This window comes from Caenispirillum bisanense, from assembly GCF_039523075.1.
GTDB lineage: Bacteria > Pseudomonadota > Alphaproteobacteria > Rhodospirillales > Rhodospirillaceae > Caenispirillum > Caenispirillum bisanense.
Window position 1 is genome coordinate 1 of record NZ_BAAAEP010000079.1, and the last position, 12763, is coordinate 12763.

12 protein-coding genes are annotated in these 12763 nt (G+C 70.2%); 8 read left to right on the forward strand and 4 right to left on the reverse strand.

Translation table 11 applies throughout. The annotated features are described in order from the left end of the window. From ABD056_RS21440 to ABD056_RS21465, 6 genes are all read left to right on the forward strand, one after another. A partial coding sequence (locus ABD056_RS21440) for a flavin monoamine oxidase family protein (RefSeq protein ID WP_343870150.1) occupies positions 1-1298 on the forward strand: 1298 nt, incomplete at its 5' end. A gap of 120 nt (positions 1299-1418) precedes the next feature. After that, positions 1419-2093: an SRPBCC family protein gene (locus ABD056_RS21445; protein ID WP_343870152.1), complete on the forward strand. Its 675-nt coding sequence runs from the start codon at positions 1419-1421 to the stop codon at positions 2091-2093. Continuing rightward, positions 2090-3106: an SDR family oxidoreductase gene (locus ABD056_RS21450; protein WP_343870154.1), complete on the forward strand. Its 1017-nt coding sequence runs from the start codon at positions 2090-2092 to the stop codon at positions 3104-3106. The genes ABD056_RS21445 and ABD056_RS21450 overlap by 4 nt, the downstream gene beginning before the upstream one ends. 77 nt (positions 3107-3183) lie before the next feature. Then, positions 3184-3681: a PRC-barrel domain-containing protein gene (locus tag ABD056_RS21455; protein WP_343870156.1), complete on the forward strand. Its 498-nt coding sequence runs from the start codon at positions 3184-3186 to the stop codon at positions 3679-3681. Between the two features lie 169 nt (positions 3682-3850). Then, positions 3851-4303: a bacteriohemerythrin gene (locus tag ABD056_RS21460; protein WP_343870158.1), complete on the forward strand. Its 453-nt coding sequence runs from the start codon at positions 3851-3853 to the stop codon at positions 4301-4303. Between the two features lie 99 nt (positions 4304-4402). Next, complete coding sequence (locus ABD056_RS21465; protein WP_343870160.1) at positions 4403-4729, forward strand: hypothetical protein; 327 nt, start codon at positions 4403-4405, stop codon at positions 4727-4729. A 36-nt stretch (positions 4730-4765) separates the two neighbouring features. On the opposite strand, the gene ABD056_RS21470 is transcribed toward ABD056_RS21465, so the two are convergent. Then, entirely contained in the window at positions 4766-5887 is a 1122-nt protein-coding gene (locus ABD056_RS21470; protein ID WP_343870161.1) for a CaiB/BaiF CoA transferase family protein, read from the reverse strand. A 175-nt stretch (positions 5888-6062) separates the two neighbouring features. Between ABD056_RS21470 and ABD056_RS21475 the strand changes: the two genes are divergently transcribed. After that, the gene (locus tag ABD056_RS21475; protein WP_343870163.1) at positions 6063-7478 is read left to right on the forward strand and encodes a hypothetical protein; all 1416 of its coding nucleotides are present in this window, start codon (positions 6063-6065) and stop codon (positions 7476-7478) included. A 100-nt stretch (positions 7479-7578) separates the two neighbouring features. Here the strand turns inward: ABD056_RS21475 and clpA are convergent, their stop codons facing one another. The 3 genes from clpA to ABD056_RS21490 form a co-directional block, all read right to left on the reverse strand. After that, positions 7579-9873 carry an ATP-dependent Clp protease ATP-binding subunit ClpA gene (gene clpA, locus ABD056_RS21480; protein WP_343870164.1) on the reverse strand — a complete coding sequence of 765 codons (2295 nt, stop codon included), beginning with the start codon at positions 9871-9873 and terminating at the stop codon, positions 7579-7581. Between the two features lie 6 nt (positions 9874-9879). Further along, the gene (gene clpS / locus ABD056_RS21485) at positions 9880-10212 is read right to left on the reverse strand and encodes an ATP-dependent Clp protease adapter ClpS (protein ID WP_343870166.1); all 333 of its coding nucleotides are present in this window, start codon (positions 10210-10212) and stop codon (positions 9880-9882) included. Positions 10213-10536: 324 nt separating this feature from the next. Next, a complete protein-coding gene (locus ABD056_RS21490; RefSeq protein WP_343870168.1) occupies positions 10537-11253 on the reverse strand; it encodes a phasin family protein in 717 nt (238 codons plus the stop codon). Positions 11254-11755: 502 nt separating this feature from the next. Between ABD056_RS21490 and ABD056_RS21495 the strand changes: the two genes are divergently transcribed. Beyond that, positions 11756-12763 (forward strand): D-alanyl-D-alanine carboxypeptidase family protein (locus tag ABD056_RS21495; RefSeq protein ID WP_343870169.1); only part of this gene is annotated, 1008 nt, incomplete at its 3' end.

The following is a 12763-nucleotide window of genomic DNA, read 5'->3' on the forward strand; positions in this document are numbered from 1 at the left end:
CCCCCGGCGGTCCCGCCGCCGCAACGGCGCTGCTGCTCGGCCGCAGCCGCGCCGCCCGCGCCGCCGACGTCGACGTGGCGGTGATCGGCGCCGGCACCGCCGGGCTGGCCGCCGCCACCGCCCTGCGCGAGGCCGGCCTGACCGTCACCGTGCTGGAGGCCCGCGACCGCATCGGCGGCCGGGCGGTGACGGCGCCCCTGTTCGGCGTGCCCATGGACCTGGGGGCGGCGTGGCTGCATTCCTCCGACCGCAACCCGCTGACGCCGGTGGCCCGCGCCAGCGGCCTGACCGTCGTGCGCGACCCGCAGGATGCCGAGGTGTGGCTGCCGCGCCGCCGCTTCCTGGACGTGGACGGCCTCGCCGCCTTCGAGGACGCCTATGATGCCACCGCCGAGGCGCTGTCCGACCTCGCCTCCGACCAGGGCGACCTGGCCGCCGCCGCCCTGCCGGCCCCCGCCAACGACCTCGACCGGCTGGCGCGGCAGCTGATCGGCCCGCTCACCCACGGCGTGCCGTTCGAGGCGCTGTCGGCGGTGGACTTCGACGAACAGATCGACACCGGCGAGGAGTCCTTCATCGCCGAGGGCATGGGCACCCTGGTCGCCACCCTGGGCGCCGTGGCGGACGTGCGCCTGAACACGGCGGTGCGGGCGGTGGACTGGTCGGGGCCGGGCGTCACCCTCCACACCGGCAGCGGCAGCCTGCGGGCGCGGGCGGTGCTGGTGACCGTGTCGGTGGGGGTGCTGAGCGCCGGCACCATCCGCTTCACCCCCGCCCTGCCGGCCGATACGGCCCGCGCCATCGGCGGGCTGCGCATGGGGCTGCTCAACAAGGTGGTGCTGCACCTGCCGGGCAATCCGCTCGACCTCGACCCCTTCGACCGCCTGCACGCCCTCATGGCCGACGGCAGCGCGCTCGACGTGGTGCACCGGCCGTTCGGCAGCGACCTCGCCGTCGCCTTCCTGGGCGGGCCGGAGGCCTGGGCGCTGGAGAAGGAGGGCGAGGCCGCCGCCGTCGCGACCGTCACCGAGCGGCTGGCGCAGGTCTACGGCAGCGACCTGCGCGGCATGATCGCCGGCGCCACCGCCACCGCCTGGGGCGCCGACCCGTTCAGCCTGGGCGCCTACTCCGCCGCCCTGCCCGGCCAGGCCACCGCCCGCGCCGCGCTGGCCCTGCCGGTGGGCGATCGGGTGTTCTTCGCCGGCGAGGCCTGCGACGTGCAGTGGGCCACCCAGGTACCGGGCGCCTGGCAGAGCGGGCGCACCGCCGCCCGCGCCATCGCCCGCGCCCTGGCCTGATCAGCCGCCGCCGGGGATAGAAAGGGGAGCCGGCGGAACGGGGCGCGACGGCAGGGCGTTCGCCGAACAGCGCGGCGCCACAGTCATGCCGCCGCTTTCAGCCACAGCGGAGACGCCCCCATGACCTTCGACCCCTCCCGTCGCAGCGAAGGCTCGTCCGACTTCCTGTCCTCCCGCGGAGCCTTGCTGGCCGGCAGCGCCCTGGCGCTGATGGCCCTGCGCCGCGCCGGCCCGCTCGGTCTGGCCGTGGCCGCCGCCGGCGGCATCTGGGCCTGGAAGCGCTGGTGCAGCGAATCCGATTCCACCCCCGGCGCCCGCCTGCCCGGCCGCTGGCTGCATATCGAGCGCACCATCTCCATCGCCCGGCCGCGCAGCCAGGTCTTCGCCTTCTGGCGCGACCCGACCCGCTTCCCGCAGTTCATGTCGCACGTGGAAAGCGTCACCGAAACCGGCCCCGACCGCCATCGCTGGGTGGTGCGCGGCCCGCTGCACACCTCGCTTGAGTGGGAGGCGGAGCTTTATGACATCGAGGAAGACCGCCGCATCCGCTGGCGGGCGGTGCCGCCGGCCGATATCCGCAACGAAGGCACGGTGACCTTCGAGGACGAACCCGGCGACTCGACCCTGGTGCGCCTGCAGCTGGCCTATTTCGCCCCCGGCGGCGAACTGGGCGCCAAGGTCGCCCGCATGCTGGGCGAGGAGCCCGACGTGCAGGCCGCCGACGACCTGCAGCGCCTGAAGCGCCTGCTGGAATCGCAGCCGCAGACCGGCGCCGCCGGGGGGCCGCTGGGATGAGCGGGCCGCGTCTGAAACCGCTCGACCGGCAGGTCATGGTCATCACCGGCGCCTCCAGCGGCATCGGCCTGTGCACCGCCATCACCGCCGCCCGCCGGGGCGCGGCGGTGGTGCTGGCGGCGCGGGCCGGCGAAACCCTGGACGCCACCGTGCGCAGCATCGAGGCGGTGGGCGGCCGCGCCGCCGCCGTCGTCGCCGACGTCGCCGAGCCCGAGGCGGTGGAGCGCATCGCCGCCACCGCCATCGACCGCTTCGGCGGCTTCGACACCTGGGTGAACAATGCCGGCGTGTCGAGCTACGGCAATCTGGAAGCCATCGGGCTGGAGGAACACCGGCGCATCTTCGACACCAACTACTGGGGGGTGGTGCACGGCTCGCTGGTCGCCGCCCGCCACCTGCGCGACCGCGGCGGCGCCATCATCAACGTCGGCAGCGTGCTGTCGGAACGGGTGTTTCCGCTGCAGGTGCCCTATGCCGCCTCCAAGCACGCGGTGAAGGGCTTCACCACCGGCCTGCGCATGGAGCTGATGGCCGACGGCGCCCCGGTGGCGGTGACGCTCATCAAGCCGGCCACCATCGACACCCCCTACAAGCACCACGCCGGCAACCACCTGGAGACCGAGCCCACCAACCCGCAGCCGGTCTATGCGCCGGAACTGGTGGCGGAAACCATCCTGCACGCCGCCACCCATCCGTCGCGCGAACTCTACGTCGGCGGCGCCGCCTGGCTGATGACGATGATGGAGCGGGTGGCGCCCGGCCTGTCCGACCGCGCCATGGCCGGCATGATGACCCGCCTGCAGCACGACAAGCGGCCGGCCGGCGTCCACCGCCACCAGGGGCTGTTCGAGGCCAGCGGCGACGGCCGCATCCACAACGGCGAGGAACCCTATACCCGCCGCTTCAGCACGCTCGACGTGGTGCAGCGCCACCCGACCGCGACCCTGGCGGCGCTGACCGTGACGGCCGGACTGGTGGCCGCCGCCATGGCCGGGCGGCGCGGCCCGCACTGAAGGCGGGGGTTTTCGGCGAACGCCACCGCCGGCGCCGCCGTTGGCAGGGTAACCGACACAATTTCAAGGAGGTAGCGATGACCCCGCTGCGATCCCTGCGTCTTGCCCTGGCCGGCGCCGCCACCGCCGCCCTGCTGCTGCCCGCCGCTGCCGCCCTGGCCGCCGACTCCTCCCCCACCGCCACGCCGCCCCAGGGCCAGGGCGAGCAGGCGGCCACCGTCGGCGGCGGCGCCACCACGCCGCAGGTGGACGGCCTGCGCGAGGTGGATGCCGACGATACCTCGCTGCAGTGGCCGGAATCCCTGGCCGCCCTGCCCGCCGACCTGCGTCATGACATCGACGATTACGACGTCATCGGCCCCTCCGGCGAGCGCATCGGCGAGGTGGAGGACGTGCTGGCCAACGACCGCGGCGAGGTGATGGCCGTGGTGGTGGAAACCGGCGGCCTGCTCGGCATCGGCGAGGAAGACGTGGTGGTCGGGCTGGAACACCTGGAACTCGGCCCGCAGGAACGCACCTTCATCACCACCCTGACGGAAGACCAGCTGCGCGCCCTGCCGCGCTGGAAAGACTGACGGCAGCGCCGTCCCAGCCCAACCGACGGCAGCGCCGTTCCAAGCCAAAAGGACCGGCCGGGTTCGCCAGGACTCGGCCGGTCTTATATCATCCGCATTGTTTCGCCCGGACAGAACGCCATGCGATAGTTCCCCTAACCAATAATGGTCGTGTGGTTGGGAGGGGCACATGGCGATCGTATGGCGGGAACAGATGAGCGTCGGGCATCCGGTTATCGACGCCGACCACCGGGCGCTCATCGACATTCTGAACACCTTCGAGAACCTGACGAAGAACGGCGCCGCCTTCGTGGCGCTGGACCAGACGTTCCGCGAGCTGGCCGAGTACACCAAGGTCCACTTTTCGCGCGAGGAGGCGGTGCAGCGGGAAATCGGCTATCCGCTGTGCCAGACCCATCAGGAGAAGCACCGCGCCCTGGTGGCCCGCCTGCTGGCGGCCTACAAGCGCTTCAAGCAGGCGCGGGAACGCATGGAGGCGCAGGGTATCGACTGCGACCACCATTCCTATGCCGACCTTCTGTCCATCCTGAACACCTGGCTGCTGGAGCACATCCTGCAGGAGGACATGAAGCTGAAGCCCCACATCCAGCGCCATCAGGAGAGCAAGGCGCTGGCCGGTTGACGGCAGGAAGTCCTTTGGCGGCAAGGGGAAAAGCGGCTACCCTAGCGGCGGAGACGCGGCGCGGGAGAGTTGGGGCGCCGCCAGGGGACAAGAAAAAACATGCCGACCGAAATCCGCCGCCTTCTGTTTACCGAGGTTGAAGTGGCGCGCGCCTTGTCAGAGTTCAGCCTGACCTCGAACACCGGGGTGCCGCAGGGTGCCGTGCTCGACTTCAAGATCGAGAACGAACAGCCGATCCGCCTGCGCGTCCACATGCAGACGCGCGAGGGCAAGCAGATCTTCCACGGGCTGGACGAGCCCTTCGTCGCCGCCGCGCTGCTGGCCCACTGCATGAAGGCCAAGATCCCCATCGCCCGCAAGAGCCGCAAGACCGTGCGGGTCACCAAGGGCGGCGGCATCGCCCTCGACATGACCCTGGACGCCTGACGCCTTCCGCCTGACGCGGGCGGAACCGGCGGCGGCTCAGCCGCCGGCGTCGGCCGCCTTCCAGGCGTCGCGCACCGCGACCGCCGGCAGCTCGCGCAGGGGCCGGCGGGCGGGCGGCGGGGCGGCATCGGCGGTGGCGGGGAACAGCGGCTCGGCGGTGCCGTCGGGCAGCAGCGCCACCACCCCGCGCGCCGCCGCCTGCGGATGCGCCGCCGCCTCATCGGGGCTCAGCACCGGCTCGAAACAGCAGTCGACGCCCTCGAACAGCGCCACCCAGCCGTCGCGGTCGCGGGTCGCCAGCACCGCCGCCACCTCGGCGATCAGGGCAGTCTGCGGGAACGGCTCGTCCTGGCGCGCCACCCAGTCCTCGCGGCCGACGGTGACGCAGAAGTCGCGCCAGAACTTGGGCTCGATGGCGCCCAGCGCCATGAAGCGGCCGTCGGCGCAGCGGTAGGTGCGGTAACAGGCAGCGGCCCCGTTGAGCAGGCCGCGGCCGCGGGTATTGTCGGCGATGCCCAGGGTCAGCAGGCTCTGGTACTGCAGCGCCAGGGCGCTTTCATAGATCGACAGGTCGAGCCGCGCCCCCTGCCCGCTGCGCCCGCGCCGCACCAGGGCGGCCAGGATGGCGATGACGGCGTTCATGGCGCTGGCGTGGTCGGCCAGCGGCGGAAACGGTGCCAGCGGCGCCTCCTCCGGCCCGGTCACCGCCAGCGCCCCGGCCAGGGCCATGTAGGTGCAGTCGTGGCCGGCGCGCAGGCGCAGCGGCCCGGTCTGGCCGAAGCCGGACAGCGCGCAATGGATCAGCCGGGGGTTGAGGTCGGCCAGCGCCTGCGGGCCGAAGCCCAGCCGCTCCAGCACGCCGGGGCGGTAGCTTTCCAGCAGCACGTCGGCCTGCCGCACCAGGTCTTCCATCACCGCCCGGTCGGCCGCCGCCTTCAGGTCCAGCCGCACCACCGTCTTGTTGCGGTTGAGCCCGGCATAGACCGGCGAGGTGCCGTCGGCGGCCAGCGGCGGCAGCCCGCGCATGGGGTCGCCGGCCGGCGGCTCCACCTTTACCACCTCCGCCCCCAGGTCGCTGAGCAGCAGCGTCGCGTAGGGTCCGGGCACGTACTGGCTGAGGTCGAGCACGCGCACGCCGGCGAGGCAATCGGCAATCATGGAGGCTCCCTTCCGCTCTCGGTGGTGCCGCCAGAGTGCCCCATGGGCGGCTTTCCGTAAACGTAAACCTGACGCCGGACAGGTACCGCGAAAGGGCGACGTTTCCATTGATGCAGCGTGCATCGCGACGTGCTAATGCTGCGGGCGGGATCGACCGAGGGGGAGTTTCAACACCATGAATACCAAGGCTGTCGCCATCGGCGCCGTCGCCGTCGTGGCGGTCGTGGCCGGGGGCTACGTCATTGCCGACCGCACCGCCGACGCGCGGGCCCGCAGCGTGCTGGAACAGCATGCCGCCGCCCTCGGCACCGGCGAGCAGCTGACCTGGACCGCCGTCGACGCCAACCCGTTCGGCGCCGCCGTGGTCATCGACGGGCTGACCTACAGCCGCGCCGACGGCTATCAGGCGCGCGCCACCACCGTGCGGGCCAGCGGCCTGTCGGAGGCCGGCGCCGACACCGCGCGGGCGGAAGGCGTGACCATCACCCTGCCCGGCGACGGCGCCATGACCATCGCCGCCGTCGACATCGCCCAGGTGGCGCCGGTCAGCGGCCTGCCGGCCGGCACCGCCCTCAGCGGCGACGTGGCGCCGGCCATCATCGGCGGCCTCAACGCCAAGCGCATCGCCGTGTCCGACGTCAGCTTCGTCGCCGAGGACAAGAGCGCCCGCCTGACCGTGAAGGGCATGAGCGTCGACGACGTGGTCAACGGCCGCTACGGCCGCATCACCCTCACCGGCCTCGACGTCGCGGCCGAGGACGACTTCGCCCTGTCGGTGAAGGATCTCAGCCTGTCCGGCCTCGACCTGTCGCCCCTGCGCGGCGACATGGCCGAGATCGAGAAGGCGGCCAGCGATGCCTTCGGCCTTACGGAACTGCGCCTTGGCGCCGTCAGCATCAACGGCATCGCCCCCACCGGCGCGGTCAGTCTGGGCGGCATGACCCTGACCGACCTGGAGCGCCTGCAGGGCACCGTGGTGTCGTCGCGCCTGCGCCTGGATCACCTGCAGCTGCCGGCCTCCCTGCTCGCCGACGAGGCGCCGCTGCTGGCCATGGCGCTGGACAGCCTCGGCCGCAAGACCCTCGACCTGTCGCTGGACGTGGCGCAGCGCTACACTGCCGACAACGGCGCCCTGACCGTCGGCCCCGTCACCGTGCGCGGCGAAGGCCTGGGCGAAGCGGTGCTGAAGATGGACTTCACCGGCGTGCCGCTGGTGGAACTCGCCCGCGCCATGGACGCCGACGACTTCGAGGCGGTGATCCTGATGACCGAGAACATCGCCTTCGTCGGCGCCACCCTCACCTACACCGACGACCGCCTTGCCGACGTGCTGGTGGAGCAGGCGGCGGGCGGTGATCGCGCCGGCTTCGCGGCGGCCGCCGCCGAGATGGTGACCATCAATGCCGGCACCGAAGTGGCGCCGGCCGACGTCACCATGGTGGCGGAGGCGGTGCAGGCCTTCCTTCTCGGCACCACCGCCTTCAGCGTCAGCCTGACGCCGCAGCAGCCGATGCTGCTGCCGGTGGTGATGGAATCGGCGGAAACCGGCGAGCTGACCCGGCTGCTGACCCTCAAGGTCGAAGGCCGCTGAGGCGGCTCCGGCCCCGTCCACCGCGGACACGGAAAACCCCCGGCGGATCGCTCCGCCGGGGGTTTTTCCATGCCGGGGCCTGAAGGCGGCGGGGGCCGGGTCAGTCCACCGTTTCCTCTTCCTTGCGGCGGGCGCGCGGCGGGGCCGGGCTGATGTCGAACACCGGCTTGTCCTCCTCGATGCGCACCTTGACCACCCCGCCCAGCACCAGCTTGCCGAACAGCAGTTCCTCGGCCAGCGGGCGCTTGATGGTTTCCTGGATCACCCGGCCGAGCGGACGGGCACCCATGGCGCGGTCGTAGCCGCGTTCGGCCAGCCAGCTGCGGGCCTCGTCGGTCAGTTCGATCTGCACGTCGCGGTCGGCCAGCTGGGCCTCCAGCTCCATGATGAACTTGTCGACGACCTTGGACACCACCTCCTGCGACAGGTTGGCGAAGGGGATGACGGCATCCAGGCGGTTGCGGAACTCGGGGCTGAACATCCGCTCGATGGCTTCCTTGTCATCGCCTTCGCGGGTCTCGCGGCCGAAGCCGATGGCCGGCTTGGCGAGTTCCGAGGCGCCGGCGTTGCTGGTCATGATCAGGATGACGTTGCGGAAGTCGACCGTCTTGCCGTTGTGGTCGGTCAGCTTGCCGTGGTCCATGATCTGCAGAAGGATGTTGAACAGGTCCGGGTGGGCCTTCTCGATCTCGTCCAGCAGCAGCACGCAGTGCGGGTGCTGGTCGATGCCGTCGGTGAGCAGGCCGCCCTGGTCGAAGCCGACATAGCCCGGCGGGGCGCCGATGAGACGGCTGACCGAGTGCCGCTCCATGTACTCCGACATGTCGAAGCGCAGCAGCTCGATCCCCAGCGACCGCGACAGCTGCCGCGCCACCTCGGTCTTGCCGACGCCGGTCGGACCGGAGAACAGGTAGTTGCCGATGGGCTTTTCCGGTTCCCGCAGGCCGGCGCGCGCCAGCTTGATGGAGCTGGACAGCATCTCGATGGCCTTGTCCTGGCCGAACACCATGGTCTTCAGGTCGCGTTCCAGGTTGCGCAGGGCCTCCTGGTCGTCGCGGCTGACCGACTTGGGCGGGATGCGGGCGATCTTGGCGACGATCTCTTCCACGTCCTTGACCGTCACCGTCTTGCGCCGCTTGTTCTCGGGCACCAGATTGCGCGCCGCGCCCACCTCGTCGATGACGTCGATGGCCTTGTCGGGCAGCTTGCGGTCGTGGATGTACTTGGCCGCCAGTTCCACCGCCGAGCGGATAGCCTCCACCGTGTACTTCACGCCGTGGTGCTTCTCGTAATACGGCTTCAGGCCGCGCAGGATCTTGACCGAGTCCTCCACCGACGGTTCCGGCACGTCGATCTTCTGGAAGCGGCGGACCAGCGCCCGGTCCTTCTCGAAGTGGTTGCGGAATTCCTTGTAGGTGGTCGAGCCGATGCAGCGCAGGCTGCCCTGGGCGAGCGCCGGCTTGAGCAGGTTGGAGGCATCCATGCTGCCGCCGGAGGTGGCGCCGGCGCCGATGACGGTGTGGATCTCGTCGATGAACAGCACCGCCCCGGGCAGCGCCTCCAGTTCCGAGACCACCGCCTTCAGCCGTTCCTCGAAGTCGCCGCGGTAGCGGGTGCCGGCCAGCAGCGAGCCCATGTCGAGCGCGAAGATGGTGGCGTTCTGCAGCACCTCGGGCACCTCGCCCTCGACGATGCGCTTGGCCAGGCCCTCGGCGATGGCGGTCTTGCCGACGCCGGGGTCGCCCACGTAGAGCGGGTTGTTCTTGGTGCGGCGGCACAGGATCTGGATGGTCCGTTCAACCTCCAGGTCGCGGCCGATGAGAGGATCGATCTTGCCGTCGCGCGCCTTCCTGTTGAGGTCGACGCAGTAGGTGTCGAGCGCTTCACGTCCCTTTTTCACCACTGCCTCCGCGTGCGCATCGTCGTCGGCACCGGAGACGGGGCGGGCCTGAGCGCCACCCGGTCGCTTGGCAATGCCGTGACTGATGTAGTTGACGGCATCCAGCCGGCTCATGTCCTGACTCTGCAGGAAGTAGACGGCGTGGCTCTCGCGTTCGCTGAAGAGGGCGACCAGGACATTGGCGCCCGTCACCTCCTCGCGGCCGGAGGACTGAACGTGGATCGCGGCGCGCTGCACGACTCGCTGGAAGCCCGCGGTGGGCTTCGGATCGGTCTCCCGCGCGGTGACCAGCCCGGACAGCTCCTTGTCGACGAAGGCACCGACGTCGCGCTTCAGGCGCTCGACGTCCACGGTACAGGCCCGCATGACCGCCACCGCGTCGGCATCGTCCGAAAGCGCCAGCAGGAGGTGTTCCAGCGTGGCGTATTCATGGCGATGCTGGGCGGCCAGCGCCAGGGCCTTGTGAAGGGTCTGTTCCAGGTTGGCCGAAAGCATGGGCGGCTATTCCTTCTCCACGGTGCACTGCAGCGGATGCTGGTGCTGACGCGCCAGATCCATCACCTGGGTCACCTTGGTCTCCGCCACTTCGTAGGTGTACACGCCGCACACCCCGACACCGCGCTGATGAACGTGCAACATGATGCGCGTGGCTTCATCGCGGTTCTTGGCGAAGAACCTTTCAAGGACATGAACGACGAATTCCATGGGCGTGTAGTCGTCGTTCAGCATCAAGACCTTGTACATGGACGGCTTTTTCGTCTTCGGACGGGTCTTGATGACCACGTTGGTATTGGGCCCGCCCGGCCCGTTACGGTCATGGTCGTGATCGCTCATCGGCGTCCGTCACTCCAGATACTGAACACTCGTCCACCGATAATAGGTCGGGCCGGGGCGGCGGCAAAGAGCACTGTTGGTCACCCGAGGCTGATATAGGTACGCCTGACTCAGGCAGCCAGTGGCACGCCGATTTTCACCATTGCCGTTGCGGCTGGCCTGTCCGTCCGCTGCTCTACGCGCCGCCGCCGGGGGTAGATCGCTGTGTGTTGGCGCATGCGGCCGATGGCCGCCGGCGGGCGCGGGCGCGGGCACGAAAAAGGCGCCCGGGCGGAAACCCGCCGGGCGCCTGTCGTCGGACTGCCGGGGCAGCGTCGGGCGGCGTCAGCGACCCATGGGCTGCATCAGGCGGTCCAGGTTAGCGGTCAGGCGGTCGGTCAGCGGCTGCACCGCATCCTCCAGCACCTTGGCCGAGGTGGCGGACAGCTTGCCGGCGATCTCGCCCATGCTGTCCATGCCGGCGCGGGCGGCGGACTGGTTGAGGTCGATCACCTCGTGGACCGAGCGGCAGCCGATCAGCGCCTTGCCGTAGGAGAGGTTCTCCTCCAGCTGGTCGTGGACGGCGCTGAGCACGATCTTGGTGACGTCCTGCATGCCCTTGACCACGATGGAGCCGGAGGTCAGCACGGCGTCCACGTTCTCCTTCGCCAGGGCGACGGAGGTTTCGTAGGTCTTCATGGCGTCGTCGCTGACCCGGGCGGCGGCATCGACCCGCGAGCGCTGGGCGGCGACCGCCTTTTCATAGGTGCGGGTGGCGGTGTCGGCACCGGCCTTGACCACGTTCTCCACCGTCTGCTTGCCGACGGCCACGGCGTCGTCGATGGCCTTGGCGGTCTCGGCGGCGGTCTTGCTGGCGGCGGCGGCGGCTTCGCTGGCGGACGGCGCCTTCGGCACGTCCACCGGCAGCACCGCGGCGGCCGGCTTGGCGGCGGCGGCGGCCTTGGCGGCCGGCTTGCGGGCCGGGGCCGGGGTGGCCTCGGCGGCGGCGGCGGCGGCGGCGGCGGCGGTGGCGGCGGGCGTCGGGGTCTTGGTGGTGCTCATCGTCTTCGGGCTCCTGGCTGCTCTACGACGGATTCGATTGTGGCACCCGCGAAAGTCCCTCTCAGCGGTATGCCGGCTGACTGGACCTGAACAACGACCGCCGGCCCACGTTCCCGCAGTGCGGAAAAAAGTTCGGCCAGCGCGCGGCGACCCTGGGGTCGCGGTCCTGAAACTCTGATTGTGCGATGCAACATAGGGACTATGGCCGCGGGCCGCCAGGGGTGTCAACGAAAACTGCTGCGATGCAACAGAACGATTTGATCTTTCAGCGAACATCGGGCGGGGCGCGGAAACCCTGCATCGCCGGCCACCCATCGGGCGAACTTCCCAATCCGTCTGCACACATGGCGGGAATGCCTTGTTTTTGCTTCAAGTCGGGTTTACAGCGACTCGGCTGTTGCTTATGCTGAAGCCGAGTCGTCCTGACGAAACCCTTGCTTAAGGGTTGCGGGCCCATAAAGGTCCACCAGGATCGCTTCCGCACGCGCCGCAGGGGGGAACAATGAAGGCAGCACTTCGCGTCGTCGCATTCGCGCTGGTCGTCTGCGTCCTCACGCTCGGCGGTGCATCGCAGGCCCTGGCGGGCCGCTACGCCTCCATCGTGGTCGATGCCCAGAGCGGCAAGGTGCTGTACTCCCGCAATGCGGACGAGCGGCTGTACCCGGCCTCGCTGACCAAGATGATGACCTTGTATATGGTCTTCGACGCGCTGGAGAAGAAGGAGCTTTCGCTCAACACGCCCATCAAGGCCTCCACCCGCGCGGTCGGCATGCCGCCGTCGAAGCTCGGCCTCAAGGCCGGCGAGACGATCACCGTGGAAGAGGCGATCAAGGTGCTGGTCACCAAGTCGGCCAACGACGTGGCGGTGATGGTGGCCGAGGCGCTGGCCGGCAGCGAGGTGCAGTTCGCCGCCAAGATGACCAAGAAGGCCAACGACCTGGGCATGAAGCGCAGCACCTTCCGCAATGCCTCCGGCCTGCCCAACACGGCGCAGTTGAGCACGGCGGAAGACATGGCGACGCTGGCCATGGCGCTGCACAAGCACTTCCCCCAGTACTACCACTACTTCAACACCCGCACGGTGACGGTGAAGGGCAAGACCTTCAACACCCACAACCGCGTGCTGCTGAACTACAAGGGTGCCGACGGCCTGAAGACCGGCTTCATCAATGCCTCCGGCTTCAACCTGGTGACCAGCGCGGTGCGCGATGGCCGCCGCCTGGTGGGCGTGGTATTCGGCGGGGAAAGCGCCGGCTGGCGCGATGCCCACATGATCAAGCTGCTCGACCAGGCCTATGCCGGCAAGCAGGACGTGGAGCCCAAGGGCAAGGGCGCGCCGGCCATGGTCGCCGCCCCGGCGCCCAAGGCCACGGCGGTCGCCTCGGTCGCCGCGCCGCTGCCGGCGGTGAAGCCGGTGCAGGGCGGCGCCGTGCAGCAGGTCGCCCTGGCCGCCGCCGCCACGACGCCGGCCCCGGCTCCCGCCCCGGGTCCCGGTGCGCCGCCGGCGGTT

What these genes read in the sequence shown, in the direction of transcription:
- clpA (WP_343870164.1), bottom strand. Translation starts at nt 9,873, where the DNA reads ATGCTTTCGGCCAACCTGGAACAGACCCTTCACAAGGCCCTGGCGCTG.
- clpS (WP_343870166.1), bottom strand. Translation starts at nt 10,212, where the DNA reads ATGAGCGATCACGACCATGACCGTAACGGGCCGGGCGGGCCCAATACC.
- ABD056_RS21460 (WP_343870158.1), top strand. Translation starts at nt 3,851, where the DNA reads ATGGCGATCGTATGGCGGGAACAGATGAGCGTCGGGCATCCGGTTATC.
- ABD056_RS21450 (WP_343870154.1), top strand. Translation starts at nt 2,090, where the DNA reads ATGAGCGGGCCGCGTCTGAAACCGCTCGACCGGCAGGTCATGGTCATC.
- ABD056_RS21490 (WP_343870168.1), bottom strand. Translation starts at nt 11,253, where the DNA reads ATGAGCACCACCAAGACCCCGACGCCCGCCGCCACCGCCGCCGCCGCC.
- ABD056_RS21465 (WP_343870160.1), top strand. Translation starts at nt 4,403, where the DNA reads ATGCCGACCGAAATCCGCCGCCTTCTGTTTACCGAGGTTGAAGTGGCG.
- ABD056_RS21470 (WP_343870161.1), bottom strand. Translation starts at nt 5,887, where the DNA reads ATGATTGCCGATTGCCTCGCCGGCGTGCGCGTGCTCGACCTCAGCCAG.
- ABD056_RS21455 (WP_343870156.1), top strand. Translation starts at nt 3,184, where the DNA reads ATGACCCCGCTGCGATCCCTGCGTCTTGCCCTGGCCGGCGCCGCCACC.
- ABD056_RS21445 (WP_343870152.1), top strand. Translation starts at nt 1,419, where the DNA reads ATGACCTTCGACCCCTCCCGTCGCAGCGAAGGCTCGTCCGACTTCCTG.
- ABD056_RS21475 (WP_343870163.1), top strand. Translation starts at nt 6,063, where the DNA reads ATGAATACCAAGGCTGTCGCCATCGGCGCCGTCGCCGTCGTGGCGGTC.